We start from the raw sequence: 25,037 nt of genomic DNA on the forward strand, positions 1-25,037 counted from the left end.
GCCCTAACCCTCCTTTACAGCAGAAGCAGCGTCAGCAGCTGCAGCAATAAACAGCGCGGTCGAAGCAGCACCTGGATCCTTATGGCCAACAGAGCGCTCACCCAAGTAGGAAGCACGGCCCTTGGTAGCAACGAGTGGAATGGTTGCCTCGGCGCCTTCGGCTGCGGCATCGGCTGCCGCGCGCAGAACGTCGGCAACTCCCGCCCCGGCATCAGCCTGCTCGCGGGCAGCACGCGCCGCCGGCGCCCACGCATCAACCATGGTCTTCTCCCCATCGGCGGCCTTACCACGGGTGGTGATGCCCTCGAGTGCCGCCTCAATGAGCGCGGCCGCGCCAGCGCCATCAAGCGCTTCACCGCCGACTGACTTAGCAGCGCGCAGGAATGCAGTTCCCAAAAGCGGACCAGATGCGCCGCCGACGGTGGACATCAAGGTCTTGGCCGTCAGCTTCAGCACATCCACGATGCTTTCCGAGGCATCTGCTTCGAGCTTTTCCACGACCGCACGGAAACCACGGTCCACGTTTTCACCATGGTCACTATCGCCGATGACGCGGTCGAGCTCAATAAGCTCCTCCCGGTGCTCGTGGGCTTGTTCGGCACAACCTTTCATCCAAGCCAGGGCCCATTCGGTGTTCAAAGTTTCAACAGAAGTCACTTTATTCTCCTTGGCGTAGTGCGGCGGTATGGCATGGTGCGTCGAACAGCTCGATGTCTTCATCGTCGGCGCGCATGACCGTGACAGAGCAGCCCGCCATGTCGAGGCTGGTGACGAAGTTACCTACGAGGGAGCGTTCAATGCTCACGCCCGCTTCTTCTAGGCGCTGAGCTACTCGGCGGTAGACCACGTAGAGCTCCGATGCCGGGGTGGCACCCATGCCATTGACGACGACGATGGTTCGCTCGCCTTCTGCCAACTTCAGGTCGGCAAGAATCGGCTCCATGAGATGATCAGTGACATCGTCCGCGGAGACCAACGGGATCTCCTTGCGGCCCGGCTCGCCGTGGATACCGACGCCGAGCTCCACCTCATCATCTGCGAGGTCAAAGGAAGGCTTGCCCACGTGCGGCACGGTGCAAGCGCTCAGTGCTGCGCCCATGGTCGCGGTGTTCTCCACGACCTTCTTCGCCACTGCCGTGACAGCAGCTAGATCATCACCGCGCTCAGCGGCTGCACCTGCCAGCTTCTCCACGAGCAGCGTACCTGCCACACCGCGACGGCCCGCAGTGTAGGTGGAATCCTCCACCGCCACGTCATCATCAACGATGACCTGGCTGACCTCGATGTCGTCAAACTCAGCCAGCTCAGCGGCAGTATCGAAGTTAAGAACATCGCCGGTGTAGTTCTTCACGATGTAAAGCACACCAGCGCCAGCATTTACCTCATCGGTCGCCGCCTGGATCGCATCCGGCGTCGGCGACGTAAACATCGCGCCCGGCACCGCCGCATCCAACATGCCGTGGCCCACGAAGCCGGCGTGGAGCGGCTCATGACCCGAGCCACCACCAGAGACAATCGCAACCTTGCCCTGGTCCTTCTTCTGCGCACGCGCCACAAACAGCGGCTCAGTAAAGCGCTTGACGATGTCTCCGTGTGCCAGCGCGAAGCCCTCCACAGACTCCGCCACTACGTTCTCCGGTGAGTTGATGAGCTTTTTCATCACGTATCTCCTTGGGATGTCGAATTAACCCAATTTCACTGGTTATAACAGTGCCGAGCCTACACGCGGATCCGCATAGATGAACGCAGATTTAAGAAAATGGAGACGCCGAAAATACCCGTCTACAAATCAAAAAATATTCCCAGCTCACTACGTCGAATTTCGACATAACACTCGAGAGTACACAGCCCCGCTGCCGCGGATGCATGGATAGACTCTGGTGTCATGAATGCCTTCACGCCCGCCCTTGCGGCCTTCCTGGACAGTTCAAGCCCCATCGATCTGCTTCAGTGGGTCTCTGCGATCCTGTCCCTGGATGACGATTTCTCGCAAAAGCCTGCCGAGTTCTTTGAAGCCATGTGGGATAACCCCGCCCCAGAGACGACCGCGGTACTCTGGGCCGCCGCCCTGCTGGATGAAGATAAAGAGCGCGTAAAGCTCCATCGCGCTGAGCTCGCCCGGCGCGATGACTTACCGCAGGAACCGACCTGGCTTGCTCACCTTGAGCAAGCCAGCGTAGTCAACGTCATCGAGGCTACGCAGTACTACGGGGATGTCCATTACTACACTCTCGAGCTATCCGTCCCGCACTCTGCGCCCCTGACGGTGAATGTCTCCATTGACCTAGCAGGCGGCAATGGCTCGATTTATGACTGTTTCCTCACCGAGGCCAATGCACAGCAGGTTATGGAGATCATGTCCAAGGATGAGTCCATGGAGAGCTTCGGCCCTACGAGCCAGGAGGGCCTGGCCGATTTCCTCAGCAACGCCATCTGGCTAGATGAGATCACAGTCGACGACGGCCCTGGTGAAAGCTGGCCTACCACCCGTCCGCTGCTGCGCTGGGTGCTCTCGCTACTAGATAATGTCCCTGCTACTGTCTCCAGTCCCGGTATCATCGGCCGCCGTATTCGTCTTGAAGAAGGCGATAATTCCGAAACTGAAGAAACATTGGCCGCCTTCCTGGATGCCGTTCCGCTTAAGAAGGAGGAGGCCGATGCTACCGAGACGCTACTCAGCATCACAGCCAATTACACCATGGCCGACCTCTACCACTGGTCCCCACTACGTGTGGAAATAGCTCTGACCCTCGTAGCCCGCAAAGTCATAGCCCGTGACTCGTTCCTCCGGTGCTTCCCACGCGTCCTCACCAAGTTCGTCACCTGGACCGGCGAAGTCGCAGGACGCCCCGCCCACATCCAAAGGCAGCTCGACTCAGCACTAAAGGAAGAAGGAAAGCGCTTCCGCAGGGAACTCCAAGCACAATCCGACTTCGGTTCCTATGGCTACGGCCCAGATGCCATCGGCCTCGGCCCTGGCATGCCCGACCCCGAGACCTCCCGCTTCGACGCACAGCTCGACGATTCCCCTCTCCCCTCCGAGGACACCAAACTCAGCGCCCTAGCCCCAGACGTTATCGCTGGTGTAAAGCAATGGGACGCACTTATCACCGAGTGGTTTAACGATCACCCAGAGATCGATCCGGAACTGCTAACATCCACTCGCCGGCTCCTGAGCGCCCTAGCCCACGACAAGCCGAAGCAATTTAGCTCGACCAACGCCACAGTGGAGCGCAGCGTCGCCGCACTTCTAATCGCGGTCTCCGAGATCAACGCCGTGCCATTCGTAGTCGCCCAGATCCAACGTGACTTCGATTTACGCACCAGCCCCCGCTCGCGTGCCGATACCCTCCACAACTATCTTTACGATGCCGCCATCCACTCCGGCCGCCCCTTGAGCGGCTACCTCATCTCTCAAACACGACAGAGCATGATGAGGAATGCAGGGCTCTACTAATGGCTCAAGTCATCCACCCCGGACTAATGGCTCAAGTCATCCACCCCGGCTGCACAACATCGCCACCATTTGGAAGTGGAGAACTCATGTGTAGTCCATAATGGACACCATGTCTGCTTTCGGTGAAGTCCTAGCCCAGCTCCGTGAAAATCAGCCTCAAGGCTCGTACGGCATTAAGTTCGAAAAGTTAATGGTCAACTACTTCCGAACCGATCCCGTCCTCCAGGAGCAGTTCTCGGAAGTCAGCCGTTGGAGCGATTGGGAGTTCAACGGCGGTAAGCAAGACACCGGCATCGACCTCGTTGCCCGGCGCGCCGATGACGACGCGTGGGTTGCCATCCAGTGCAAGTTCTACAAGCCGGATACCTATATCCAGAAGCGTCACCTTGATTCCTTCTTTGAGGCATCCGGACACTCGTTTACTACAGACAAGGGCACAGAATCCTTCGCACAGCGGATCATCATCTCCACGTCGGAGCGATGGTCAAAGAATGCTGAGGAGATGCTGAAGCACCAGCTCATCCCAACCAACCGTATCGGCACGGCAGCGATTGCAGAATCCCCTATCGACTGGGATGTGACCTTCCCGGGTTCTGAGATCGAAATTAACCTCACCCGGCGCGAGGTTTTCTCCCCGCGCCCGCACCAGCAAGAAGCGATCTCGAAGGCTATCGCAGGCTTTGAAACACACGACCGTGGAAAGCTCATCATGGCGTGCGGTACGGGAAAGACGTTTACCGCCCTGCGTCTGGCGGAGCGCTTCGCGGAGCTCAACGGCAACAAGGCCCGCGTCCTCTTCCTCGTTCCCTCCATCTCGCTGCTCTCCCAAACACTCAAAGAGTGGACCGCCCAGTCCCAGCAGCACCTGCCGCTCAAGCCATATGCAGTGTGCTCAGATATCAAGGTTTCCAAAAAGGCCGAAGACATCGCTTCCTATGATCTCGATGTCCCCGTCTCCACCGACGGACACGACATCAAGCGTCGTACGGAGCAAGGCAAGCGCCGCCAGGGTCTCAACGTCATCTTCTCCACCTACCAGTCCATCGAGGCCATCCACGAGGCCCAGGAACTCGGCATGGACGACTTCGATCTCGTGATCTGCGACGAGGCCCACCGCACCACCGGCGTCACCCTCGCCGGGGAGGACGCCTCCAACTTCGTGAAGATTCACGACGAAAAATACATCAAGGCCAGCAAGCGTCTCTACATGACCGCTACTCCCCGCCTGTTCGATGACAACGTAAAGGGCAAAGCCGAGGAACATTCCGCGGAGCTTGCCTCCATGGATGACGAGGCCATCTATGGCCCCGAGTTCTACCGCCTCGGCTTCGGTGAGGCTGTGGACAAGGGTCTACTCACCGACTACAAGGTTCTCGTCATGACCGTCGAGGAAGATATCGCTGCCGACGTCCTCGCCGCCAACCCCACCAACGAAATCAACCTCACCACTGCCTCCGCCATGATCGGCGCGTGGAACGGACTCGCGAAGCGTTCGGGTGCCGAGCAGGACACGAAGTCCGGCTTCGAGGCCAATGCACAACCGATGCGCCGCACCGTTGCCTTCGCCAAGGACATCAAGGCCTCCAAGACCATCCAAGAGACCTTCCCCACGCTCATCCGCCAGTACCAAGAGCAGCTCAAGGACCACGCCGCCACCAACGACGTCAGCCTGCTCAACATCGATCTCCAGGTCGCCGTCGAGCACGTCGATGGCACCATGAACGCCCTAGAGCGCGGCAATAAAATCTCTTGGCTCGAGTCCTCCATCCCCGAAGATGAAACCCGCATCCTCACCAACGCCCGCTGTCTGTCCGAGGGCGTGGACGTCCCTGCCCTCGATAGCGTCATCTTCTTCCACCCGCGCAATTCCATGGTCGACGTCGTCCAGTCCGTCGGCCGCGTCATGCGCAAAGCCGAGGGCAAGGACTACGGCTATATCATCCTGCCCGTCGCTATCCCGCCGGGAGTATCCCCGTCCCAGGCGCTCAACGACAACACGCGCTTCCGCGTGGTCTGGCAGATTCTCAACGCCCTGCGCGCCCACGATGACCGCTTCAACGCGAAGGTCAACTCGATTGCGCTCAACGAGAAGGTCGAGCTTCCCATCGACATCGAGCGCGTGAAGAGGACAAAGCGAGACGAGGAGCAGAGCCTCGAAGAGAAGGCCAAGGACGCGCAGACAAAACTCAATGCTTCCGATGCCTCCCCAACCGGCCAGTCCGAAGCTTCCGGCGAGCAAGAACTCACCGCGGAGCAGATGACTCTGTTCTCCCTCGAAGCCTGGCAAGAGGCCATGTACGTCAAGCTGGTCGACAAGGTCGGTACGCGTACTTATTGGGAAGACTGGGCTGACGATGTCGCCACGATCGCCGAAGCACAGATCGCCCGCATCAAGGCGCTCATCAATGCCGCGGATGACACGATCCGCAAGGAATTCGAGGTTTTCATCGAGGGCCTTCGCGGGAACCTCAACGACTCGATTACCGAGGACGAAGCCATCAGCATGCTCTCGCAGCACCTGATCACTGCCCCGGTCTTCAACGCTCTCTTCACCGAGCATGACTTTGCCGCACACAACCCGGTCGCCCGCGTCATGCAGCGCATGGTCGACGCATTGTCCGACGCCAAGCTCGAGTCGGAGACCGAGTCTCTGACGAAGTTCTACGAGTCGGTCCGCATCCGCGCCTCCGAGGTCTCCTCCGCTTCCGGCAAGCAGCAAGTGATCAAAGACCTCTACGAGCGCTTCTTCCGCAAAGCCTTCAAGAAGCAGTCCGAGGCCCTCGGCATCGTTTACACCCCGGTTGAGATCGTCGACTTCATCCTGCGCTCCGCGGACCAAATCTCCCGCTGGCACTTCGGCAAGGGCCTTACCGACGAAGGCGTCCACATTCTCGATCCGTTTACGGGCACCGGCACGTTCATGGTCCGACTCCTCCAGTCCGGTCTCATCGAGCCCGACGACCTCGCGCGCAAGTACGCGACCGAGCTCCACGCCACCGAGATCATGCTGCTCGCCTACTACGTCGCCGCAGTCAACATCGAAACGACGTATAACGCACTCCAAGCAGAGCGCGCCCAGCGCAACAATGAGCCTGAACCCGACTACGTCCCCTTCGACGGCATCGCACTCGCGGACACTTTCCAGATCCACGAAGAAGGCGACATCCTCGACCTCAAGGTCTTCAAAGAAAACAACGCCGCCATCCAACGGCAAATCGACGCTCCTATCAATATCATCATCGGTAACCCGCCCTATTCCGTGGGGCAGACGAGCGCGAACGACAACAACGCGAACCTGAAGTACCCGACGCTCGACAAGCGCATCGAGGAAACCTTCGTCGCCAACTCGTCCGCCACAAACAAGAACTCCCTCTACGACTCCTATCTTCGTGCATTCCGCTGGTCCATAGACCGACTCGGTACCCACGGTGTCATGGCTTTTGTATCCAACGGCGGATGGATCGATGGCAACACCGCCGACGGCGTGCGTCTTTCGCTAGACGATGAACTCAGCGACATTTACGTCTTTAATCTCAAAGGCAACATGCGCAAAGCAGACTGGAAACGAGAAGGCGGGCAAGTTTTCGGCGGTGGTAGTCAATCCACAATAGCCATCATCATCGCCGTAAAACGCGAAATCCCAGACGATGTCTGTATCCACTACCGCGATATTGGCGACTTCCTCAGTGCAGACGAAAAACTTGCGATTGTTGATCGCTCCACGCTCGATAATGTCGAGTGGCAAATTATTGACCCCAATATTTACGGTGACTGGCTTGACCAGAGAGACGAAGATTTTGAAAGTTGGCCAGCTATCGGCGACAAAAAGAAAACCGCTAGCGCCAAAATATTTAACGCCTTCGGTGCTGGGCTGCAGACCAACCGCGATTCGTGGGTATATTCTTCGAGCAAAAACGAACTTGGCAGTCTGATTGAAACACTTACCAGTAACGTTGCGGTGGCTACCGAGAGCTGGAATAAGTGGGCCACGAATACAAAGATAACTAAGGCCAACGAGTCAACTGTGGCTCAGTTCCTCACAGAGTATCCCGAGCTCTCCGACCCTCATTTCATTAAATGGTCACGCAGTCTCCGTCAACATGTTGCAAAAGGCGAGCCCGCAGTAATCCACAGCGATGGATTCACGACTGGTTTGTACAGACCATTTAACAAACAACGCGTATATTTCGACAGCTACCTTAACCACGAACGAAGCCAATTACCCCGCATGTTCCCCACCCCATTACATGCCAACTTCGGGTATTACGTCGTAAATCCTGGTAGTGCAAAGCCGTTCGCATCAATTGCTACAGATCTAATCCCGGATCTTGCTATGTGGGGCTCGAATGCCGGCCAATTCTTCCCCCGCTGGACTTGGGAAACGGTCAAGGCGCCGGAGGGTGAGCTGGCCTTTGGGATGGGGGCATCGGAAGGCTCGAAGCCTGGTACCGAAGGAGAAATCCTCGATGGGTACCGGCGCGTGGACAACATCACGGACGAGATTCTTGGGATTTACCGCGAGGCGCTGGGCTCGGATGTGACGAAGGATGACATCTTCTACTTCGTCTACGGGCAGCTGCACGACCCCGGATACCGGGAGAAGTACGCCGCGGACCTGAAGAAGATGTTGCCGCATATCGAGACGCCTACGTCGCAGACGCGGTTCGACCAGCTGGCTGCCGCCGGCCGAGAGCTGATGGACCTGCACGTGAACTACGAGGACGTGGAGCCGTGGCCGGTCACGGTGGATGTGAAGGCATCGGCGGACGAGAACGACCGCGAGACGTGGCGCGTGCAAAAGATGAAGTGGGCGAAGAAGAAGGACTCGGAGACGGGTAAGAACGTCAACGACGTTACGACTCTCGTCTACAACAAGTCCGTGACCATACGCGATATCCCGGCGGAGGCGGACGAGTACATGCTCGGCTCGCGGTCCGCGCTGGCGTGGATTATTGACCGGTACCAGGTAAAGAAGGACAAGGCATCGGGAATCGTCAACGACCCCAACGATTGGGCCGACGAGGTGGGGAATCCGCGGTACATCGTGGAGCTCATTGCGAAGATCACGCGTGTGGCGGTGGAGACGGTGAGGATTGTTGAGGGGATTCGAGAAGAGGATTAAGAACGACCGCCCCGCCTGGCCACGTTGGTGGTAAAGCCCGAGGGCTCTTGCTGGCGGGGTGGAACCTTTGCTCTGGATATATACTCACAGCCAAAGGCTGTGATGAAAACCGACCATGTTTCTTCGGGGACACAACAGTCATTGTTGCGCACTCTCCTTCGTGATTGAGGATTAAACCTCATACACAAAGCTTCCGACACTCTCACCTCGGCTGCAGCAATACACATCCATGGTCTAAATTTAAGGCCCATATAACAACAAGTTGTTATTATTACCGCAGAACATAGCCCCAATACCTAGGAAGTCAAAATGGTTGCTGCTGGTGAAACAACGCTCCGCGAGCTACTTGAAGGAAACAAACAATATCTCGTTCCTCTTTATCAGCGCCCCTACCAGTGGGGTGACAAACAGCTCAAGCAACTCTGGTCTGATCTCCTTGAGCTCGCCGAAATTCGTAGCGACGGAACGCCCACAACGCATTTCATCGGTTCCGTCGTCCTTGTTCCGCCACCACAGCAAGTTGCAGGAACGGTGACGCAATATCTTGTTGTTGACGGACAGCAGCGCCTCACGACGCTATCTCTACTTCTTGCTGCAATTCGAGATTCACTCGGCGAGACCAGCGAAGAGGAAGCCTCACCTGAAGAGCTTCACAATTCTTACCTCGTCAATCAGTACAAAAAGGGCAAGGACCACATCAAGCTGGTCCCGACGCAGTCTGACCGGGATGCCTATAACACCGTCATCGAACGCTTACCTCATGAACCTTCAGCGGGGCAGATCGAGTCGACGTACAAGTTCTTCCGTGGAAAGCTGAATCTACTCGACAAGCACGAGCAGACTACATTGGGTGGCCTTCTCGACGCTGTCATTAACGGGTTGGCGCTAGTCTCGATTAGTACTGGACCAGACGATAACGTGCACAGAATATTCCAGTCGCTAAACAACACAGGGCTTAAGCTCACCCAGGGTGACCTACTTAGAAACTACATTTTCATGCGGCTGCCAAACAAGAGCGAATATGCGTACGAGCACTACTGGCGCCCACTACAAAACACCCTAAGCAATGAAGAGATCGAGCAACTCTTTTGGATCGACACGGCTCGATCTCACCCAGAAACTAAACTCACCGACACCTACCTCGTCCAGCAACGAGAGCTTTCGCAGCTACAGACCGAAGAGGACATCCTCAGCGAACTCAATCGTCTCGTAGCAAGTGCACGCCTTTATGACCTCATTTTGCGCCCTGAATCAGAACGGTCTGAGAAAGTGCGTAAACGCCTCCTGCGGCTCAATCAATGGGGAATGCGCGTAACCCACCCCATCATGCTGAGGCTCTTGGAAGTTCGTGACCAAAGCAAAGCCACGGACGATGAACTCGCCGATGCGCTTCATATCATCGAGTCCTACGTTGTCCGTCGCTTCCTCAGCGCGATCCCAACAACTGGTCTCAATCGCTCATTCCGGTCTTTAGTCGGGGCGGTCAAAGCCGAGGAACCAATAGATATTGAAGTACAACGATGGCTCTCGACAAACCGCAAGTTCATCGATGATGACTCACTCCGCACGGCAATCCTGCACAGTGCCTACTACCAGGTCGGTCGTGCGACTCAACGTCGAACCTTTTTGGAATGGTTGGAGGAAACTTTCAACTCCCGTGAACCGATCGATACCTCAAGTCTCACGATCGAACATGTCATGCCGCAAACGCTATCTCCAGATTGGGAATCACAGCTCCGTGAGCAAGACGAAGACTACGCTGAGCGCTATACCGCTACTGTCCACACACTTGGAAATCTCACGCTCACTGGTTACAACGCCCAACTCAGTAACAAGTCCTTCAGCTGGAAGCGGGAGGAAATGTCGCGTTCGGGATTACGCCTCAGCCAATCAATTACCCAACACGAGACTTGGGGGCCAAACGAGATCGAGGAACGAGGCAATATGCTCGCTGATGTCATCATCCGAGAGTGGCCGGGGCCAGATTCACAGGACAGAGATACCAACATTTCCCCTACGTGGCGGAGATTGCGCGCTGTATTATCCATTCTTCCCTATGGAAGTTGGACGTCCTACGGCGACCTCGCCGCTGCGATCGGCACGGCAGCGCAGCCAGTAGGCAACTTCCTTGCAGCGAACCCTGTTCCCAACGCCTACCGTGTGTTGCGATCGTCCGGGGAGGTCTCAAATAGCTTCCGCTGGCTCGACGAAGAAACTACTCTTACCCCAGATGAAGCCCTCAAACAGGATGGAATTCATTTCGACGTTCGAGGTCGTGCTGTACAGGAACAGCGGCTTAGAACTGATGACTTGGTCAGCCTCCTCAAGCGACTTGAAAGCGACGATGAAGACGAAATCTCCTCGGGAACTTGATTTCGGGTTTCGGGTTGAGTCTCAAGGAAGTCAACGCTTATGACAACACGTAGACGCAACGGGCTCCGCCGCCTTCGCACCCGACAGCGGAGACCCACGTATATGGATCGGCGATCGACGTAAAAGTTGGTCTACCGCTGAATCGACGGTTTTAGCTAAGCTAATAGGCACATCGACCGCCGCTTCATACAAGGAGGTGCGCACATGACAACCGTTCGAGTTCCTGTCTCTCATGATGTCCTCGTATGGGCCATCCAGCGCACCCAAAAGTCTCTCAAAGAACTCGCAGAGGTCTCTGATCTTCGAAAGATTGAGGAATGGCTTGATGGAACGACTCAGCCGACGCTGAATCAGGCCGATACTCTTGCGAAGAAAGCAGGTATCCCTTTCGGATATCTGGTCCTCCCGGCTCCTGTCGACACGACTCCGGATCTCCCCGATTTTCGCACCCGCAAGAATTCTCGAATCAAAAACGTTTCCCCCGAGCTTGAAGAGCAAATCGCGCTTTGTCAGGAACGCCTCGATTGGTACATCGACAATGTGGCAGAGTTTGGAGCCCCTGGTTTTAAGGATGTAGCCTCTGCCACGACCGGCAACACTCCGAGAGAACTCGCAGACATAATGCGGGCGACGGTTGGATGGGAGCCAGGCAGACCGGTCGGAACGCGAACACATATTAATGTTCTCGCTGACGCACTTGAGGACTGCGGTGTACTTGTAATGAAGAGTTCCTATGTTGGGAACAGAACTAACGCACGTCTCGATTCTGCCGAGTTCAGCGGATTCACCTTAATCAAGGCAGGATTTGCGCTGATTTTTATCAATACTCGTGAAACAGCCACCGCCAATCTTTTTAGCCTTGCTCACGAATTCGGCCATGTGTTGTTGGGAAAGCAAGGAGTAAGTTCCTCCGAAGAGCACAATTCGGTAGAGCGCTGGTGCAATACTTTCGCCGCACAATTCCTTGTACCTCAGGAACTGCTCATTAAGCTGATGCCAGCTGACCATGCAGTCGCTCTCGATACTGTGCGCGGGCTAGCTGCAAAGTTCGGAGTCAGCGTTGAAATGATGGCGTGGCGGCTTACCGATACAGGCATGCTCGAGCGTGCGCAAGCAGGAGCACTCATCAGAGAATGGAACGCAATCATTCACCACAACAATGACAAGGACCGCAAGAACACTGGTGGCCTACCGCCGCATATCAACGCTCGAGCAAAGTTAGGGACTAACTTTCTTTCCGCAATTGCCGAAGCATACGAAAGCGGCGCAATATCCTACCGCGATGCTGCGCGTTTTACTGGCTACAAGAAAGTCGACTCCCTCGAGAATGCTCTCGGTCTTCATCCGCAGGGAGTGTAAATGTCGGTTCGCTATCTCATTGACTCGAACATCATCATCAACGGAATCAAAACTTATCCACGAGACGTATTTCCTGGCTACTGGGATGCGCTCGAGGCGCTGCAGAAAGCACAACGCTTGCATCTGTGCCGTGCTGCCTTCGACGAAATCGACGGCCGAGACGATGACGCATCGCGGTGGGTCCACCGTATTTTTCCTCGTGCTTCAATCATCAATGTCCAGCCCACCACCACGCCATACTACGTAAGCGCGATGCAGTGGGCCGAGAGACGGACCCCTGCTTTCGAAGAATCAGCACTTCGCGATTTTGCCCGGCGAACGAATGCAGACCCCTGGCTCGTTGCACATGCACGGGAACATGCAATGACTATTCTCACTAATGAGACACCTAGCCCAAGAAAAATTACAAGAGTAAAAATCCCGGATGCGGCAGAATTCCTCGGTGTGAAATGCATCAGTTTGATCGACATGCTTCGAGTCGAAAAATACGTCTTCGGCTCAGTTCGGAAGTAGCCGAATCAAGCAATTCCCAACAACTCGTCTAGAACTCCTCGGTCAAATCCCGGATCTTCTTGTAGCGGGCGACGGTTTCAGCGTCGTGGTCGCCGGTGTAAGTGGTGGTGCCAGCCATGTCCCACTGCGGTGGGGTGTCGGCGCCGCTCAGCGCCCAGGCGGCTTGGCGTGCGGCGCCGAGGGCGACGTATTCGCTGGGGTCCGGCACGGCTACGTTGACCTCGAAGATCTGCGGGGCAATGACGCGCATGGCCTCACTGCGGGCGCCGCCGCCGATCATGAGGACGCGGCGAGCGCGCGACTCCATGGCGTTTTCGACGGCCTCGACGGCATCGAGCATGGAACACAGCAGCCCCTCGACGACGGCGCGGGCGATGTCTTCGCGAGTGGTGGTCGTGCGAATGCCAGAAAACAGGCCTGTCGCCGAGGGGCGGTTGGGGGTGCGCTCGCCATCGAAGTAGGGCAAGAGGGTCACGCCGTGGGCGCCGGGTGCGCCGGCAAGGGCCAGTTCCGAAAGGCCCGAGTGGTCAACGCCGAGGAGCATGGCGGCAAAGTCAAGGATCTTGGCGCCGTTGAGGGTGCAGGCAAGTGGAAGGTAGTTGCCGGTGGCATCGGCAAAGCCGGTAACGAGGCCTGAGGGATCGTGGACGCTGCGGTCGCTCACAGCGCTGGCAACGCCGGATGTACCGATGGACACGCACACGTCACCCGGCTGAAGGTTGAGCCCCAACGCGGCGGCCATGTTGTCGCCGGTGCCAGCGGCAATGGCGGCGCCGGTCGCGGTCGTGCCCACGATCTCATTCGGGGCTGCAATGCGCGGAAGAGTTACGGCGTGGCCGAGGTAGCGCTCTGCCAGGTCGGGGACGAATTTTCGCTGCCACGTGGAGTAGTAACCGGTGCCGGAGGCATCGCCGTGGTCGGTGGTCAGCTCCTTGCGCCCGCCTAGGTGCCAAGTCAGGTAGTCGTGCGGCAGGGCGACGGAGGCGACGCGCGCGGCGTTGTCCGGCTCATTGTCGCGCAGCCACCGCAGCTTGGTGCCGGTAAACGAAGCAACTAGGACGGAGCCGGTGAGGCTCGCGCTTTCAGCCGGGCCGCCGAGTTCCTTGACGAGGGCTTCGGCCTGCGGCGCCGAGGACGTGTCGTTCCACAGCATCGCGGGGCGCACCACGTCTCCGGCCTTGTCCAAGGCCACCATGCCGTGCTGCTGGCCGGCGACTGAGACGGCATCGGCATGCTCAAGCAACCCGGCAGTGGCATGCTCCATGGCTTTTACCCATGCCTGGGGATCGACCTGGGTTCCGGAAGGATGGGTGCTGCGCCCCTCGTCCACTACGCGACCGGTGTGGGCGTCGACGAGCAGAGCTTTACACGATTGCGTAGACGAGTCGATTCCGAGGACATATGTCATGGTGGTGCCTTTTCTAGTGGTGTTTCCAGTGGACCAAGCTACTTGAGAACTGACGGAGTCGGGTGGGTAGGTTCAGGTTCTGTGGTGTCGACGAGGTGCAGGCTAGCACCGGAGTCCTCCAACATCGCGCGCTGTTCTTCGGTGAGATTGGAGTCGATGATGATGTCATCAAAGTCTTTGAGATGTGCCACGAAGTGCATGCCGACGTTGTCGAACTTGGATGAGTCCGCGACCAGGACGCGGCGCTCCCCCAGCTTGGTAAACGACGCCTTGGTAATAGCGGCATCTTCATCTGGGTGATAGATGGCGCCCGCAGTAATGCACGTGGTAGAGACAACCGAGACCGAAGCGAAGAGCTTGTTCACGGCGCGGCACGTGGCAGAGCCCAGGAACGAATCCGTGGCGGCAACGTAACGCCCGCCTACTCCAGTCAGCGCAATATGAGGTGCGGACTTGCTGATTTGGGTCATCAACGGCAGGGAATGCGTGATGATGCCCGCAGCACCGGCCCCGATAACGTCGCCGAGACACGCCTCGACCGTCGTCGAGTCATCAAGCGCGACAACGTCCCCATGGCGGATAAGGGTACCCACTTCGCCGGCAAGTGCGCGCTTGATTGCGGTGTTCGTTGCACGGCGCACGGAGACATCGCGCTCCCCGAAGCCGCCGTCATTGGCGCGAGCGCCGCCGCGGAACTTCTCCACCTTGCCAATTCCTGCGAGGAAGTCCAGATCCCGGTGGATGGTCATGACGCTTACGCCGAAGAACTCAGCAAGGTCCTCGGTGCGCACCTGACGCTCGAGGCGGACTTTCTCCAGGATCTCCGAACGGCGGGACTCCACGCCCCAGCGCATTTCAGATTGCGACAACAACGCATCAGTCCTTCCTAGCGTGGCCTTTTCACACAGTCAGCGGGCATTCTCACGGTCCACACCGAAGTTTTCACACTTTCGGTGTTTCATTACATGACTTTTTAACAGATTTACCACACTATGACCGCCATCCACCCCTAAATGATGAAAAGTTTCACAGTATTTCACATTTTTTAACAGGATTTGTTGACTTCTAACATAGGGGTGTTATTTTATGAAACATAGCTCACACAAGTTTTCATGCTCCAAACACCTCACAACGAACATTCTGCGTCGAAGGCGGATGGAGTGCTGACACGAAATGGAGTTCTCTATGGAATCTAAAGTCCAAGAGACATCCCTCGCAGACAAGCTGGGGATCCCCCGTCCACTGCTCTGGGGTTTCATCGGTCTCGCCATCTTCATGATTGGCGACGGCGTCGAAACGAATATCCTGGAACCTTTCTTATCCTCGGAACACGGCTTCACCGTTTCGACGGCTGGCACCCTCGTCACCATTTACGGCGTGGCCGTTGCCATCGCCGCGTTCTTCGCTGCTGCGCTTTCGGATCTCTGGGGCCCGCGCAAGGTGATGATGCTCGGTGCCGGAATCTGGGTCGTGTTCGAGCTCATCTTCCTGTTGCTCGCTCTGACCACCAGCAACACTGCGCTCATCTTCATCTCCTACGGCCTGCGTGGCTTTGGCTACCCGCTTTTCGCCTACGGTTTCTTGGTCTGGATTACAGCTGTCTCCCCTGCTGAGAAGCTTGGTACGGGCACGGGCTGGTTCTATGTCGGCTTTTCCGCAGGTCTGCCCACGCTTGGTGCACTCACCGCGACGATCTCGATGTCCGTATTCAACCTGGACTTCTACCAAACCCTATGGGTCTCGCTCACCCTGGTCCTCATCGGAGCGGCCTGCGCCCTTATCGGCGTCAAAGAACGCATCGGTCGTGCACCGCTCGTGGCCAATGCAGACGATGTCGCCGAGACCCTCTCGGCATCCTTCAAACATCTCCTCCACGACCGCCGCGCACGATTTGTCTCCTACATCCGCACGATCAACTCCATCCCTACATATGCGATGGCCGTCTTCTTCCCCGCGTACTTCACGGAGCGCCTCGACTGGCCGCTAGGTTGGTTCCTTATCCTCACCACCGTCATTTACGCGGTCAACCTGCCATTCAACCTCCTCTACGGTCGCGTCGGCGATAAAGCCGGTTGGGCACGCACCGTTAAGTGGGCCGGCTGCATCTCCTGTGGTGTCACGCTGTTGCTCGTGTACTTCGTGCCCATGATCAGCGTCGACCTCGGACTCCCCGACGGCCTCGGCTTCGCCCTGACTCTTGTCTGCGGCGCGCTCTTCGGTGTCTCGCTCGCCGGCTTCGTCCCGCTGTCCCCCATCGCAGTCTCGCTCAATCCGGAGCGTCCCGGCGCGGCCATGGCGGCCTACAACCTAGGCGTCGGCGGCGCGGTTGCCGCAGGCCCCGCGCTCGTCGCCATCTTCTACCCGCTCGTGGGCGCTACTGGTCTCGTCCTCATCTTCGTCGGCTTGTTTGCACTCGCCATGCTCATGAACCGCTCGCTCTACGGCACGCAGCCAGGCTTCGACGGTGTGCCCCGCAAAGCTGAGACCACGCCCGCGCTATCTGAGCCGCTCACCGAATCTCGCTAAACCTCACTAATCCCACGCAAAGGAAAATTCCATGTCCGCCCTTCATCTGTCCAACGACGCTCTACCCCAGATTGCCGCAACTACCTCCGTCGCGGTTCCGGAGTATGACCGCTCCGCGATCACCCCGGGCATCATCCACTTCGGTGTGGGCGGCTTCCACCGCGCCCACCAGGCGCTCTACCTGGATAAGCTCATGCGCCGGGGCAAGGCACTCGACTTCGGCATCGTGGGCATGGGCGTTATGCCTTCCGATGCCCGTATGCGTGACGCACTACACTCCCAGGATTGCCTCTACACACTCACGGAGAAGTCTCCTGACGGCTCCGAGAACGCCCGCGTCGTGGGATCCATCATTGATTACATCTTCGCTCCCGATGACCCCGCGCACGCCGTCGAGGTTCTCGCTTCTCCTGAGATCAAGATTGTCTCGCTCACTGTGACGGAGGGCGGTTACAACTTCGACCACGTCAAGGGCGAGTTCGATCTCACCAGCCCGCACGTCTCCGCCGACATTGAGGTTCTCAAGGCCGGCAAGACCGATGCCCTGCGTACATTCTACGGTCTTATCACGGCCGGATTGCTTGCTCGTCGCGAGGCAGGGACCACGCCGTTTACTGTGATGTCCTGCGATAACATCCAAGGCAACGGCGAAATGGCCCACAAGATGTTCCTTGCCTTCGCAGGTGCCATCGACCCGCAGCTTGCCGAGTGGATCGAAGCGAACGTCTCCTTCCCCAACTCCATGGTTGACCGCATCACACCAGAAACCACCGATGATGACCGCAAGGACATCACGGACAAGCACGGCTACGTCGACGAGTGGCCGGTCGTGTGTGAGGACTTCACCCAGTGGGTGCTCGAAGAGAACTTCGTCAATGGCCGCCCGCGCTACGAGGACGTCGGCGTCCAGGTCGTCGAGGACGTCGTTCCGTACGAGTTGATGAAGCTGCGCCTGCTCAACGCCTCTCACCAGGGCCTGTGCTACTTCGGCTACCTGGCCGGCCACCGCCTCGTCCACGATGTCATGGCGGATCAGCGTTTCGCCGACTTCCTGCTGGCCTACATGGAACGCGAAGGAACCCCATCCTTGCGGCCGCTACCGGGAGTGGACCTGGATGCCTACCGCAAGGAACTCATCGCTCGCTTCGGCAACGTCGCCGTCAAGGACACCGTCCCACGCCTATGCGCTGAGTCCTCAGACCGCATTCCGAAGTGGCTGCTGCCTGTCGTCCGCGAAAACCTCGCTTCCGGCAACGCCCCCGTCACCTTGTCCGCAGCCATCGTCGCTTCTTGGGCCCGCTACGCCGAGGGCATCGACGAACAGGGTGATCCCATCGCCATCAACGACCGCATGGCCGACCGTTTGAAGGAGGCCGCCGCGCACAACCACGAGGACATCCTCGCCTTCCTGCGCGACCGTGAGGTCTTTGGCGACCTCGTCGACTCCCCCGAATTCACCAAGGAATACGCCCGCGTGCTGCGATTGCTCCATGAGAAGGGTTCTATTGCAACGCTCGACATGTTGCTTGCAGAGCTGAAGTAATCGTCGACCTGTCATAAATGAAAGGCCGAGGGAGAACCCCTCGGCCTTTCGTGTTCGGCTGAACTAGACGAGCCGCCGCGCGCCGTCACCCGGCGTCGCGATGAAGAACGTGGGTTCCGCAAAGCCCTTCTCCTCCGCGGCGCCTGCGATGGCAGCGACGGTGTCGGCGACGCGAGCCTTCGCGACGAGCGCGATGACGGCGCCGCCAAAGCCGCCGCCGGTCATGCGTGCGCCGAGGGTGCCGGCGACCTCCGCGGCGGAGTCGAGCTCCGGCGTGGTGACCTCGAGGTCATCGCGCAGCGACGCATGGCTATCGGCCATGAAACGCCGGAAGGTGTCGAAGTCCCCGGTATCGAGGGCATCGGCAGCCTCGAGCGTGCGCGCCGTCTCGTGCAGGACGACGTGGCCGGTGCGCTTGGCGTAGAGCGTCGCGTCCTTGCCGTTATCGTGCGCCCACGTGGCGATCTGCTCCTCGGACCTGATTTTCACAATTTGGTTTTAGTCCGCGAGTTTCGGCTTAGTCTTCAAGGATTGTGGAGATGAGGTTCGTGGTTTCTTCGTTGATGTCGGATGGGATGTCGTAGCGGTGTGTGCCGGTATTAACGGTGACTTGGCGCAGTTCGTTCGGATCACCGCGCCCCGAGATCGCTATGCACGCTCTCCCACAAGGCGGACCACACGGCCCTTCGCATCTTGATCAAGTTTTCTCGGCATGTTCGAAGGTTTCCCATCTACTCAAACGGAACAAAACCTGGGGCACTTCACTATCCCCATTGGCTAACGCAACGGATCAAAATCCCTTATCTCCGGCAGCGTCTCCCCTGTCTCAATGAGGTGTGCCAGTGCGCGGCCGGAAGCTGGGCCGAGGACAACGCCCCACATGCCGTGGCCGCCTGCGACGTAAACGTTCGGCGCCTTGGTTGCGCCGATGAGGGGCAGGCCGTCAGGGGTGACTGGGCGACTGCCCACCCATTCGTCCTGGCGGTCATCGAAGTTAATGCCAGTGAACATCTCACTCGCGTGCTTGATCATGGACTGCACGCGCTTGGGGTCGAATGGCGCATCCGCGTCGCGGAACTCCATGGTTCCGGCGATGCGGAAACGCCCCTGGTACGGGGTGCAGGCAAGACGCTGGGCTGGCAGGTAGACCGGATAGTCGATGGAATTCTCGCCGGTGTCGACGCTGAAGGAATAGCCGCGGCCTGCTTGTACGCGGGTACGCACGCCAAGGCGGCGAGCGAGCTTCGGCAGCCATGCACCGGTTGCGATAACCACGTTGTCCGCCTGCAGGCGCTCACCCGTGGAGAGCTCAACTACTGGCTTGCGGGTGGACTGGACATCCACCACGGAAGCGCCGGTGCGAATTTCGACGCCGCGGGAGCGGAGGGCGTCGGCAAGCTTGTGGCAGAAGGGACCCGGCTCAAAGTAGCGCTGATTGCCCAGCTTGAATACGAGGTTCACCGAGTCAGACAGGTGCGGGACAAAGTCGCGAGGATTGGAAATTTCCTCGAAAGGCACTTCCTGGCCGTGGCGTACGGCGCCTTCGACCTCTTCGATGAAGCCGGCGGCCTCTGCCTCATTCTTGAAGGCGATGATAAATGGACTGTCCTTGGTCCACGATTCCACGCCGCCCTCAACGAGCTCGTCGTATGCGCCCAGCGCCTTCAGGTTGATGGGAGTAAGCGCCTTCATGGTGCGGTCCCAGGCGCGCTGGTTCGCGTTCGCCATGAACCGCACACCGAAGTCCACGACCTTGGGGTCCGGAACCAGCGGCACGTGCAGTGCTGCGTCCGGGTCGAGGAATGCCTGAGGGGTGTAGCGCCACAGCTCACGGTTTGCCAGCGGGATGGTCTTGCCCGGGCTCAACCAACCGGCGTTGCCCCACGAGGAGCCGGCTGCCACACCGTCGCGGTCAATGACCGTGACCTCGTGTCCGGCTTTACGCAGGAACCAGGCGGTGGACAAACCCACCATGCCCGCGCCGATAACGATTGAATGATTTGCCACCACTTTCTACTCCTTAGATAGTCACGGTTTTAGCCAGCTCCTTCATTGGCGCAGGCTAGTTTCAATGTCACATTTTTAGACAATTGTGGGAAATGCTACTACATCCCACAGGCCGCGGCATCCGTTATGAATAGGCGCAGTTAAATAACCAGAAGCAGTAGAAAGCTGAGCAAGAATGGGCGGTGACAATAGTTAAATAGCGCCCCCCTATTAGCGCTAGAAATCTCGAAGCTTGGGCCCCAAGGTAAGGAATGGCCAATACGCAACTCGGCTTGACTCAGACACCGAAGACTAAAGCAAAGAGGAGAAAGCATAAAGGGTATAAAAGTCAACCGACTCATCACTCTACTTCTGGGACTCCCACTCACCTCCTTCATTGTCTTTATTATTGAAGACCTCCCCATTAGTGTTGCGACGCCAGACCACGCCACCCAATTACTCGCGGGCATCGCACCAGTTACCGGCGTGGTGATAGGACTTCTCGCCGTGCGCACCTTCGACGACTGACTTCACGGCAGGGACCGCCAGTACACGCAGTAGTGCTATATTCGCCTTATCATCCAAAAGTTTGATATGACGAAAGGGTTCCTGTGTCCCCAAAGCACGGCATTACTCCGTGGCGTCCCAACCAACATGGTGCGTGGGCGATGCTCATCGCACCAGCCGTGGCAGTAACCGTGCCAGCGCTGCACCACTTCGCTAACGCAGCTTCCGCTTCTTCCTTCGGCTCCACGCTCAGCTCTTCGCCCAGTCCAGGCTGGCGTGCGGCGCTGACCGTATTCGCAATCCTCATTGCATGGTTCTTCGGATACTTCTGTTTCTTTGCGCTGTCCCTAGTGGCCAAGGCCCGCACACCTCAGCGGCGTCGCGGCTACACCAAGCCGCTTTATGTTTATGGGCCAATCGCCGGCCTGGCAATGCTGGCCGCACTCTTCCTACAGCCAGCCTTGGTTGTTTGGGCGCTGTTCTTTACGCCGCTTATGACCATCGCACTCTGGGAGACCTTCCATGGCCGGCCGCGTTCAATGGCGAGTGGCATTGCCACGACGGTGGCCTCCGCTCTTCTAGTTCCCGTCATCACGATGGCGACTTATGCAACCCGTTTCAGCGACATCGATAACAGGGCCTGGCTCAGCTTTGCGTTCCTAGCGTTGTACTTTTCGGGCACCGTCCCGCTCGTGAAATCCATGGTGCGTGAGCGCAAGACGCCAGGTTTCACGCAGTTCTCCATCCTCTTCCACGCCGCCTGCGCCATCGCTTTTGCCGCAATAGTCGTAGCGCTGCTAACCAAAGAGTTTCTCAACATCTTTAGCGCCACAGGTTTTAGCGCTAACGGCAATCACATCATCTGGCAGGCAGCACTGATGGAACTAACTCTCATCGTGGCCTCGCTTCGTGCCTGGTGGATTCCCTTCACCGCCGCCCATGGCCAGACTTGGACTGCCAAGCGCATCGGAATGTGGGAGATGCCGCTCGTTGTGGTTTCGGCGCTCATCGTGATGGTTACTTTGTGGTGAGCGTCGCGGTCTCGTTATTGAGGCGCGGGGCCTACTGCATCGACAATGAGCGCAATATCTTCCTCGGAGTAGTCGGCATGAGCTGTAAGTCTTAGCAAAGCTTGTCCGAGCGGTACCGACGGATAGCGGATCGGAGAAACAATTACTCCCCTTTCAGCCGCCTGTGCCGCACACTCCATAGCTGCGTCCTCAGCGCCTACTGGCAAGACGATAATAGGTGCGGGCGAGTCCGCCACTTTCCATCCGTTCGCCCGCAGACGCTGCCGAAGGTTGTGCACGACGCGGGCAAGCCGTGGCACATGCGAAGGAACGAGAGCTAACGCCGCGCTGATGGTGGCTGCCTGCGATGGCGGCATGGACGTTGAGAAGATATAGCTGCGGCAGCGTTGGCGGCATAGCTCGATAAGTGGCTCACTGCCCACGACGAAAGCGCCCGCCACACCTAGGGCTTTGCTAGCGGTACCGATATAGATATCCGGCAAAGGTAAATCGAAATGCTCACAAACGCCGCGTCCATTTCTGCCAAGTGTGCCGATCCCGTGCGCGTCATCGATCATCAGCCAGGCGTTGTAATCCTGAGCAAGTTCCTGAAGCGCATGGAGATTCGCAAGCTCGCCGGACATGGAAAATACGCTGTCACTGACAATCAATCGGCGCTCCGATGCATCGGCAGCAAGCTGCTCTTCTAAGGTTTTCACGTCGAGGTGCGGATAAACAGATGACCGGACCCCTTGGTAGCTCGACTTGGCCAGCCGGATGCCGTCGATGATGCTCGCATGATTATCAGCGTCAGAGAAAATAGAAAGTCTCTCGCCACAATCTCGCGCAGCTGCAGCAAGCGCAGGGATTACTCCCATGTTGGCGTGGTAACCCGAACCAAACACGAGCGCTGCCGGCGCACCGACAAACCCAGCCAGATCACGCTCGAGCGCGACGTGATAGTCACTCGTACCCGTAGTCAGTCGCGATCCTCCTGACCCCACCCCGGCGCGCAGCGTAGCTTCGTAGGCCGCGTCGGCAAGCGCGCGATTCGCCCCGAGTCCCAGGTAATCAGACGATCCCGCAAGCAGCGTTTCACGCCCATCGACCACGGTGCGCGGACTTTGACTACCGCTAATGACCTTTTCGGTTCTTTCCAGACCACGCTCACACCACGAAGCATTGGAACTAAATGCCCAGTCTTCCAGGCTCATTGCCAAGAACCTTCCACAAGGACAGGCTTTTCACGCAGCCACTGCTCTGTCGCCGGAAGCGCACTAAGTGCGCCTGAATAGAACAAGACACGTCCACCTTGCTTCCCGCCTTCAGCCTTGACGTTGTGCAAAGCCGTATAGGAACCTTCGACCGCTACATAACCCGTGGTGTAGCTCGGGTCATCGGAAATACAGACTTCCGCGACTATGCCCGGCGCAGCAAGAGCCTTGGACGCTAAAGCAACGGCATCAGCCCGATGGTTCTTCGACTCGGCACAAAGGAAATCAGCCCAATCAAATGTTCCCACCCGAACACCACGTTGCCCATGAGTGTCTAGACGCTCACCGGTTTCAGCACAGACGATGCTCGCACCACGCATATCGCGGGTGCGGTACAGAAGCTCGATACCTCGGCGGGCTGCGCTCTCGGAAACTCGGTTGTCCTTAGCGAGCACGGCTATCATCGCTGTTTGTGCAGACTCCGGGTTCTCGCAGTCCCGTGTACAAACCTTCAAGGCACTGACATGAGCAATGTCGCTTGCTGCAACCGCCTTCGTAGCAATGTTGATGGAATCCGGCACGCCCTTCTCGTGCCGCAACGCACGAGTGGCAAGCTCTGAGCTCACGCGAGGAACAAGGTGCGGTTCTACGATGCGTTCTGCACCCGAGATATGCCTACCTTCAAGGCTTGCACGCATCTTGATACTCATCAGCACAGTCGAGGTTTCTGCCATGCAGGTATCGTAGCCCAGCATCTTGAACACCGTTCAATATTTATCGAAACAGGGTTAATCCCCTCTCCTAGTTCCGCTCGGAAACGCACTTACCGACGCCAAGTGACGGTGCGACTGCGACTTCCACGAGACATTAAGAACCCCCACGTGCCTTCCAACCACGTTTGTGGTCGGGGCTCGTGGGGGTTACTTAGTGCAGTGTGTGGGTATTTCCCTTACTGCTGCGCTGCGGTGCCCAGGGTATCCTCCATGCAGGCCTGCTGCTGGGCAGGGTCCTGCAGCTCCAGGCACTTGTCGGCGCCAGTGTCGCCGAGGACCTTCACGCCGAGGGCCATGACGGCGATGGTGCCACCGAGAGCCAGAATGGAAGTAATCAGGCCGACGATGGACATCCAGGTGCGTCGCAGCTCCTTCGGGCGCTTGCCGCCAACGACCAGCGCGATGATGGAGACGATGATGCCGATTGGGCCAAGCAGCAGCGGCGGAACAATCAGCAGCAGGGACAGCAGCGCGATGATGCCAATGACCATCGCCCAGATAGCAACGGCGTTCTTCTTTGCCGGCTGGCTGTCGGCACCGGCGTAGGCCGGGTAGCCGGTGCCAGCGGCGGTTGCGTTAGCGTCCGTGGCGTATGCGTCGTGCGCGGTGTGGTCGTTTACGGCGCCGTGGCTGTTAGCAGAGTCGATATCGTGTGCAGCGTCGTGAGCGCGCTCCTCGTTAGCCTTGGAGGTTGCCTCGCCGTAGGAGGGCAGCTTGCTGGTGCTGTCGCTGCTAAATGGGCTCTTTGCGTTGTCCGGGTTCTCTGCGTTGTACGGGTTCTCTGGGTTGTTCGGGGCAGTCATGTGATTGGCCTCCTTGGGGCAGCCCTAATAGCGTGCTCTTTATCGAATATGTGCGTTAAATAGCTTATGCGTTTGTAATCGCTTCCGGCCACGTTACTGACGGAACCTGTGAAATCACTGGCAACCTAGTTTTAAGTAGCGCCATTCAAAGAATCTTCCATGCAGGCTTGCTTTTGCACTGGGTCATCGATGGTCATGCACATTTCAGGGTCAGGCGTCATCGTCCAACCAATGTGCGTATACAAGTAAACCGAGAAAGCAACGGACAAGATTAATGCGATAATTGAGGTAATCAAGCCGGCGATGGACATCCAGGCGCGGCGTAGCTCTTTTGGTCGCTTCTTGCCTTTTAGCAATGCGACGATGGAGACGATGATGCCAATCGGCCCCAGCAGCAGCGGTGGAACAAGGACCTGACCCCTGTTTGGTAGACACCTGATATC

General features: G+C 57.9%; 17 protein-coding genes and 2 pseudogenes. 8 read left to right on the top strand and 11 right to left on the bottom strand.

Features of this window, described 5'->3' with window-relative positions; translation table 11 throughout:
• Positions 1 to 3 precede the first annotated feature (3 nt).
• Together dhaL and dhaK are read right to left on the bottom strand one after the other, a co-directional pair.
• Positions 4 to 612, bottom strand: a complete 609-nt coding sequence (dhaL, locus tag HMPREF3158_RS11640) for a dihydroxyacetone kinase subunit DhaL (protein WP_070498641.1) — start codon at positions 610 to 612, stop codon at positions 4 to 6.
• 46 nt (positions 613 to 658) lie between these two features.
• Positions 659 to 1,660: a dihydroxyacetone kinase subunit DhaK gene (gene dhaK / locus HMPREF3158_RS11645; RefSeq protein WP_070498610.1), complete on the bottom strand. Its 1,002-nt coding sequence runs from the start codon at positions 1,658 to 1,660 to the stop codon at positions 659 to 661.
• A 225-nt stretch (positions 1,661 to 1,885) separates the two neighbouring features.
• Here dhaK and HMPREF3158_RS11650 point away from each other — a divergent pair, with 225 nt between their 5' ends.
• From HMPREF3158_RS11650 to HMPREF3158_RS11670, 5 genes are all read left to right on the top strand, one after another.
• The gene (locus HMPREF3158_RS11650; RefSeq protein ID WP_062038726.1) at positions 1,886 to 3,457 is read left to right on the top strand and encodes a hypothetical protein; all 1,572 of its coding nucleotides are present in this window, start codon (positions 1,886 to 1,888) and stop codon (positions 3,455 to 3,457) included.
• Positions 3,458 to 3,566: 109 nt separating this feature from the next.
• Complete coding sequence (locus HMPREF3158_RS11655; protein WP_070498642.1) at positions 3,567 to 8,579, top strand: DEAD/DEAH box helicase; 5,013 nt, start codon at positions 3,567 to 3,569, stop codon at positions 8,577 to 8,579.
• Between the two features lie 309 nt (positions 8,580 to 8,888).
• Positions 8,889 to 10,952 (top strand): GmrSD restriction endonuclease domain-containing protein, encoded by a 2,064-nt coding sequence (locus HMPREF3158_RS11660; RefSeq protein ID WP_070498612.1) that lies wholly within the window; start codon positions 8,889 to 8,891, stop codon positions 10,950 to 10,952.
• Between the two features lie 204 nt (positions 10,953 to 11,156).
• A complete protein-coding gene (locus HMPREF3158_RS11665) occupies positions 11,157 to 12,311 on the top strand; it encodes an ImmA/IrrE family metallo-endopeptidase (protein ID WP_070498614.1) in 1,155 nt (384 codons plus the stop codon).
• The gene (locus HMPREF3158_RS11670) at positions 12,312 to 12,824 is read left to right on the top strand and encodes a DUF4411 family protein (RefSeq protein ID WP_070498616.1); all 513 of its coding nucleotides are present in this window, start codon (positions 12,312 to 12,314) and stop codon (positions 12,822 to 12,824) included. It abuts the gene before it with no gap.
• 28 nt (positions 12,825 to 12,852) lie between these two features.
• On the opposite strand, the gene xylB is transcribed toward HMPREF3158_RS11670, so the two are convergent.
• Together xylB and HMPREF3158_RS11680 are read right to left on the bottom strand one after the other, a co-directional pair.
• Positions 12,853 to 14,232, bottom strand: a complete 1,380-nt coding sequence (gene xylB, locus HMPREF3158_RS11675; RefSeq protein ID WP_070498618.1) for a xylulokinase — start codon at positions 14,230 to 14,232, stop codon at positions 12,853 to 12,855.
• A gap of 38 nt (positions 14,233 to 14,270) precedes the next feature.
• Positions 14,271 to 15,101 carry a DeoR/GlpR family DNA-binding transcription regulator gene (locus HMPREF3158_RS11680; RefSeq protein ID WP_239238590.1) on the bottom strand — a complete coding sequence of 277 codons (831 nt, stop codon included), beginning with the start codon at positions 15,099 to 15,101 and terminating at the stop codon, positions 14,271 to 14,273.
• A gap of 316 nt (positions 15,102 to 15,417) precedes the next feature.
• Here HMPREF3158_RS11680 and HMPREF3158_RS11685 point away from each other — a divergent pair, with 316 nt between their 5' ends.
• Both HMPREF3158_RS11685 and HMPREF3158_RS11690 read left to right on the top strand, forming a co-directional pair.
• Positions 15,418 to 16,758, top strand: a complete 1,341-nt coding sequence (locus HMPREF3158_RS11685; RefSeq protein WP_070498644.1) for an RbtT/DalT/CsbX family MFS transporter — start codon at positions 15,418 to 15,420, stop codon at positions 16,756 to 16,758.
• Between the two features lie 31 nt (positions 16,759 to 16,789).
• On the top strand, positions 16,790 to 18,301 hold the full coding sequence (locus HMPREF3158_RS11690) for a mannitol dehydrogenase family protein (protein ID WP_070498621.1): 1,512 nt from the start codon (positions 16,790 to 16,792) through the stop codon (positions 18,299 to 18,301).
• Positions 18,302 to 18,364: 63 nt separating this feature from the next.
• Here HMPREF3158_RS11690 and HMPREF3158_RS11695 read toward each other — a convergent pair.
• The 3 genes and pseudogenes from HMPREF3158_RS11695 to HMPREF3158_RS13295 form a co-directional block, all read right to left on the bottom strand.
• Positions 18,365 to 18,757 (bottom strand): annotated as a pseudogene (locus HMPREF3158_RS11695) (galactokinase); the annotation flags it as partial.
• A gap of 321 nt (positions 18,758 to 19,078) precedes the next feature.
• Complete coding sequence (locus tag HMPREF3158_RS11700; protein WP_083291090.1) at positions 19,079 to 20,308, bottom strand: NAD(P)/FAD-dependent oxidoreductase; 1,230 nt, start codon at positions 20,306 to 20,308, stop codon at positions 19,079 to 19,081.
• Between the two features lie 435 nt (positions 20,309 to 20,743).
• Positions 20,744 to 20,872 (bottom strand): hypothetical protein, encoded by a 129-nt coding sequence (locus tag HMPREF3158_RS13295; RefSeq protein WP_256374599.1) that lies wholly within the window; start codon positions 20,870 to 20,872, stop codon positions 20,744 to 20,746.
• 26 nt (positions 20,873 to 20,898) lie between these two features.
• On the opposite strand from HMPREF3158_RS13295, the gene HMPREF3158_RS11705 reads away from it, so the two are divergent.
• The gene (locus tag HMPREF3158_RS11705; RefSeq protein WP_070498624.1) at positions 20,899 to 21,825 is read left to right on the top strand and encodes a YwiC-like family protein; all 927 of its coding nucleotides are present in this window, start codon (positions 20,899 to 20,901) and stop codon (positions 21,823 to 21,825) included.
• Positions 21,826 to 21,839: 14 nt separating this feature from the next.
• Here the strand turns inward: HMPREF3158_RS11705 and HMPREF3158_RS11710 are convergent, their stop codons facing one another.
• The 4 genes and pseudogenes from HMPREF3158_RS11710 to HMPREF3158_RS12990 all read right to left on the bottom strand — a co-directional run.
• Positions 21,840 to 23,018, bottom strand: a complete 1,179-nt coding sequence (locus HMPREF3158_RS11710; RefSeq protein ID WP_070498626.1) for an aminotransferase class I/II-fold pyridoxal phosphate-dependent enzyme — start codon at positions 23,016 to 23,018, stop codon at positions 21,840 to 21,842.
• Positions 23,015 to 23,773, bottom strand: a complete 759-nt coding sequence (locus tag HMPREF3158_RS11715; protein ID WP_070498648.1) for a 6-carboxyhexanoate--CoA ligase — start codon at positions 23,771 to 23,773, stop codon at positions 23,015 to 23,017. The genes HMPREF3158_RS11710 and HMPREF3158_RS11715 overlap by 4 nt, the downstream gene beginning before the upstream one ends.
• 194 nt (positions 23,774 to 23,967) lie before the next feature.
• The gene (locus tag HMPREF3158_RS11720; RefSeq protein ID WP_070498628.1) at positions 23,968 to 24,594 is read right to left on the bottom strand and encodes a hypothetical protein; all 627 of its coding nucleotides are present in this window, start codon (positions 24,592 to 24,594) and stop codon (positions 23,968 to 23,970) included.
• A 131-nt stretch (positions 24,595 to 24,725) separates the two neighbouring features.
• Positions 24,726 to 25,037: pseudogene (locus HMPREF3158_RS12990) on the bottom strand (DUF4190 domain-containing protein); the annotation flags it as partial.

Origin of the sequence: Corynebacterium sp. HMSC06G04 (genome assembly GCF_001807365.1) — a bacterium.
Taxonomy (GTDB): Bacteria; Actinomycetota; Actinomycetes; order Mycobacteriales; family Mycobacteriaceae; genus Corynebacterium; species Corynebacterium simulans.

Coding starts and splice junctions, on each gene's coding strand:
- dhaL (WP_070498641.1), bottom strand. CDS start 612: ATGAAAGGTTGTGCCGAACAAGCCCACGAGCACCGGGAGGAGCTTATT.
- dhaK (WP_070498610.1), bottom strand. CDS start 1,660: ATGAAAAAGCTCATCAACTCACCGGAGAACGTAGTGGCGGAGTCTGTG.
- HMPREF3158_RS11650 (WP_062038726.1), top strand. CDS start 1,886: ATGAATGCCTTCACGCCCGCCCTTGCGGCCTTCCTGGACAGTTCAAGC.
- HMPREF3158_RS11655 (WP_070498642.1), top strand. CDS start 3,567: ATGTCTGCTTTCGGTGAAGTCCTAGCCCAGCTCCGTGAAAATCAGCCT.
- HMPREF3158_RS11660 (WP_070498612.1), top strand. CDS start 8,889: ATGGTTGCTGCTGGTGAAACAACGCTCCGCGAGCTACTTGAAGGAAAC.
- HMPREF3158_RS11665 (WP_070498614.1), top strand. CDS start 11,157: ATGACAACCGTTCGAGTTCCTGTCTCTCATGATGTCCTCGTATGGGCC.
- HMPREF3158_RS11670 (WP_070498616.1), top strand. CDS start 12,312: ATGTCGGTTCGCTATCTCATTGACTCGAACATCATCATCAACGGAATC.
- xylB (WP_070498618.1), bottom strand. CDS start 14,232: ATGACATATGTCCTCGGAATCGACTCGTCTACGCAATCGTGTAAAGCT.
- HMPREF3158_RS11685 (WP_070498644.1), top strand. CDS start 15,418: ATGGAATCTAAAGTCCAAGAGACATCCCTCGCAGACAAGCTGGGGATC.
- HMPREF3158_RS11690 (WP_070498621.1), top strand. CDS start 16,790: ATGTCCGCCCTTCATCTGTCCAACGACGCTCTACCCCAGATTGCCGCA.
- HMPREF3158_RS11710 (WP_070498626.1), bottom strand. CDS start 23,018: ATGAGCCTGGAAGACTGGGCATTTAGTTCCAATGCTTCGTGGTGTGAG.
- HMPREF3158_RS11715 (WP_070498648.1), bottom strand. CDS start 23,773: ATGCTGGGCTACGATACCTGCATGGCAGAAACCTCGACTGTGCTGATG.
- HMPREF3158_RS11720 (WP_070498628.1), bottom strand. CDS start 24,594: ATGACTGCCCCGAACAACCCAGAGAACCCGTACAACGCAGAGAACCCG.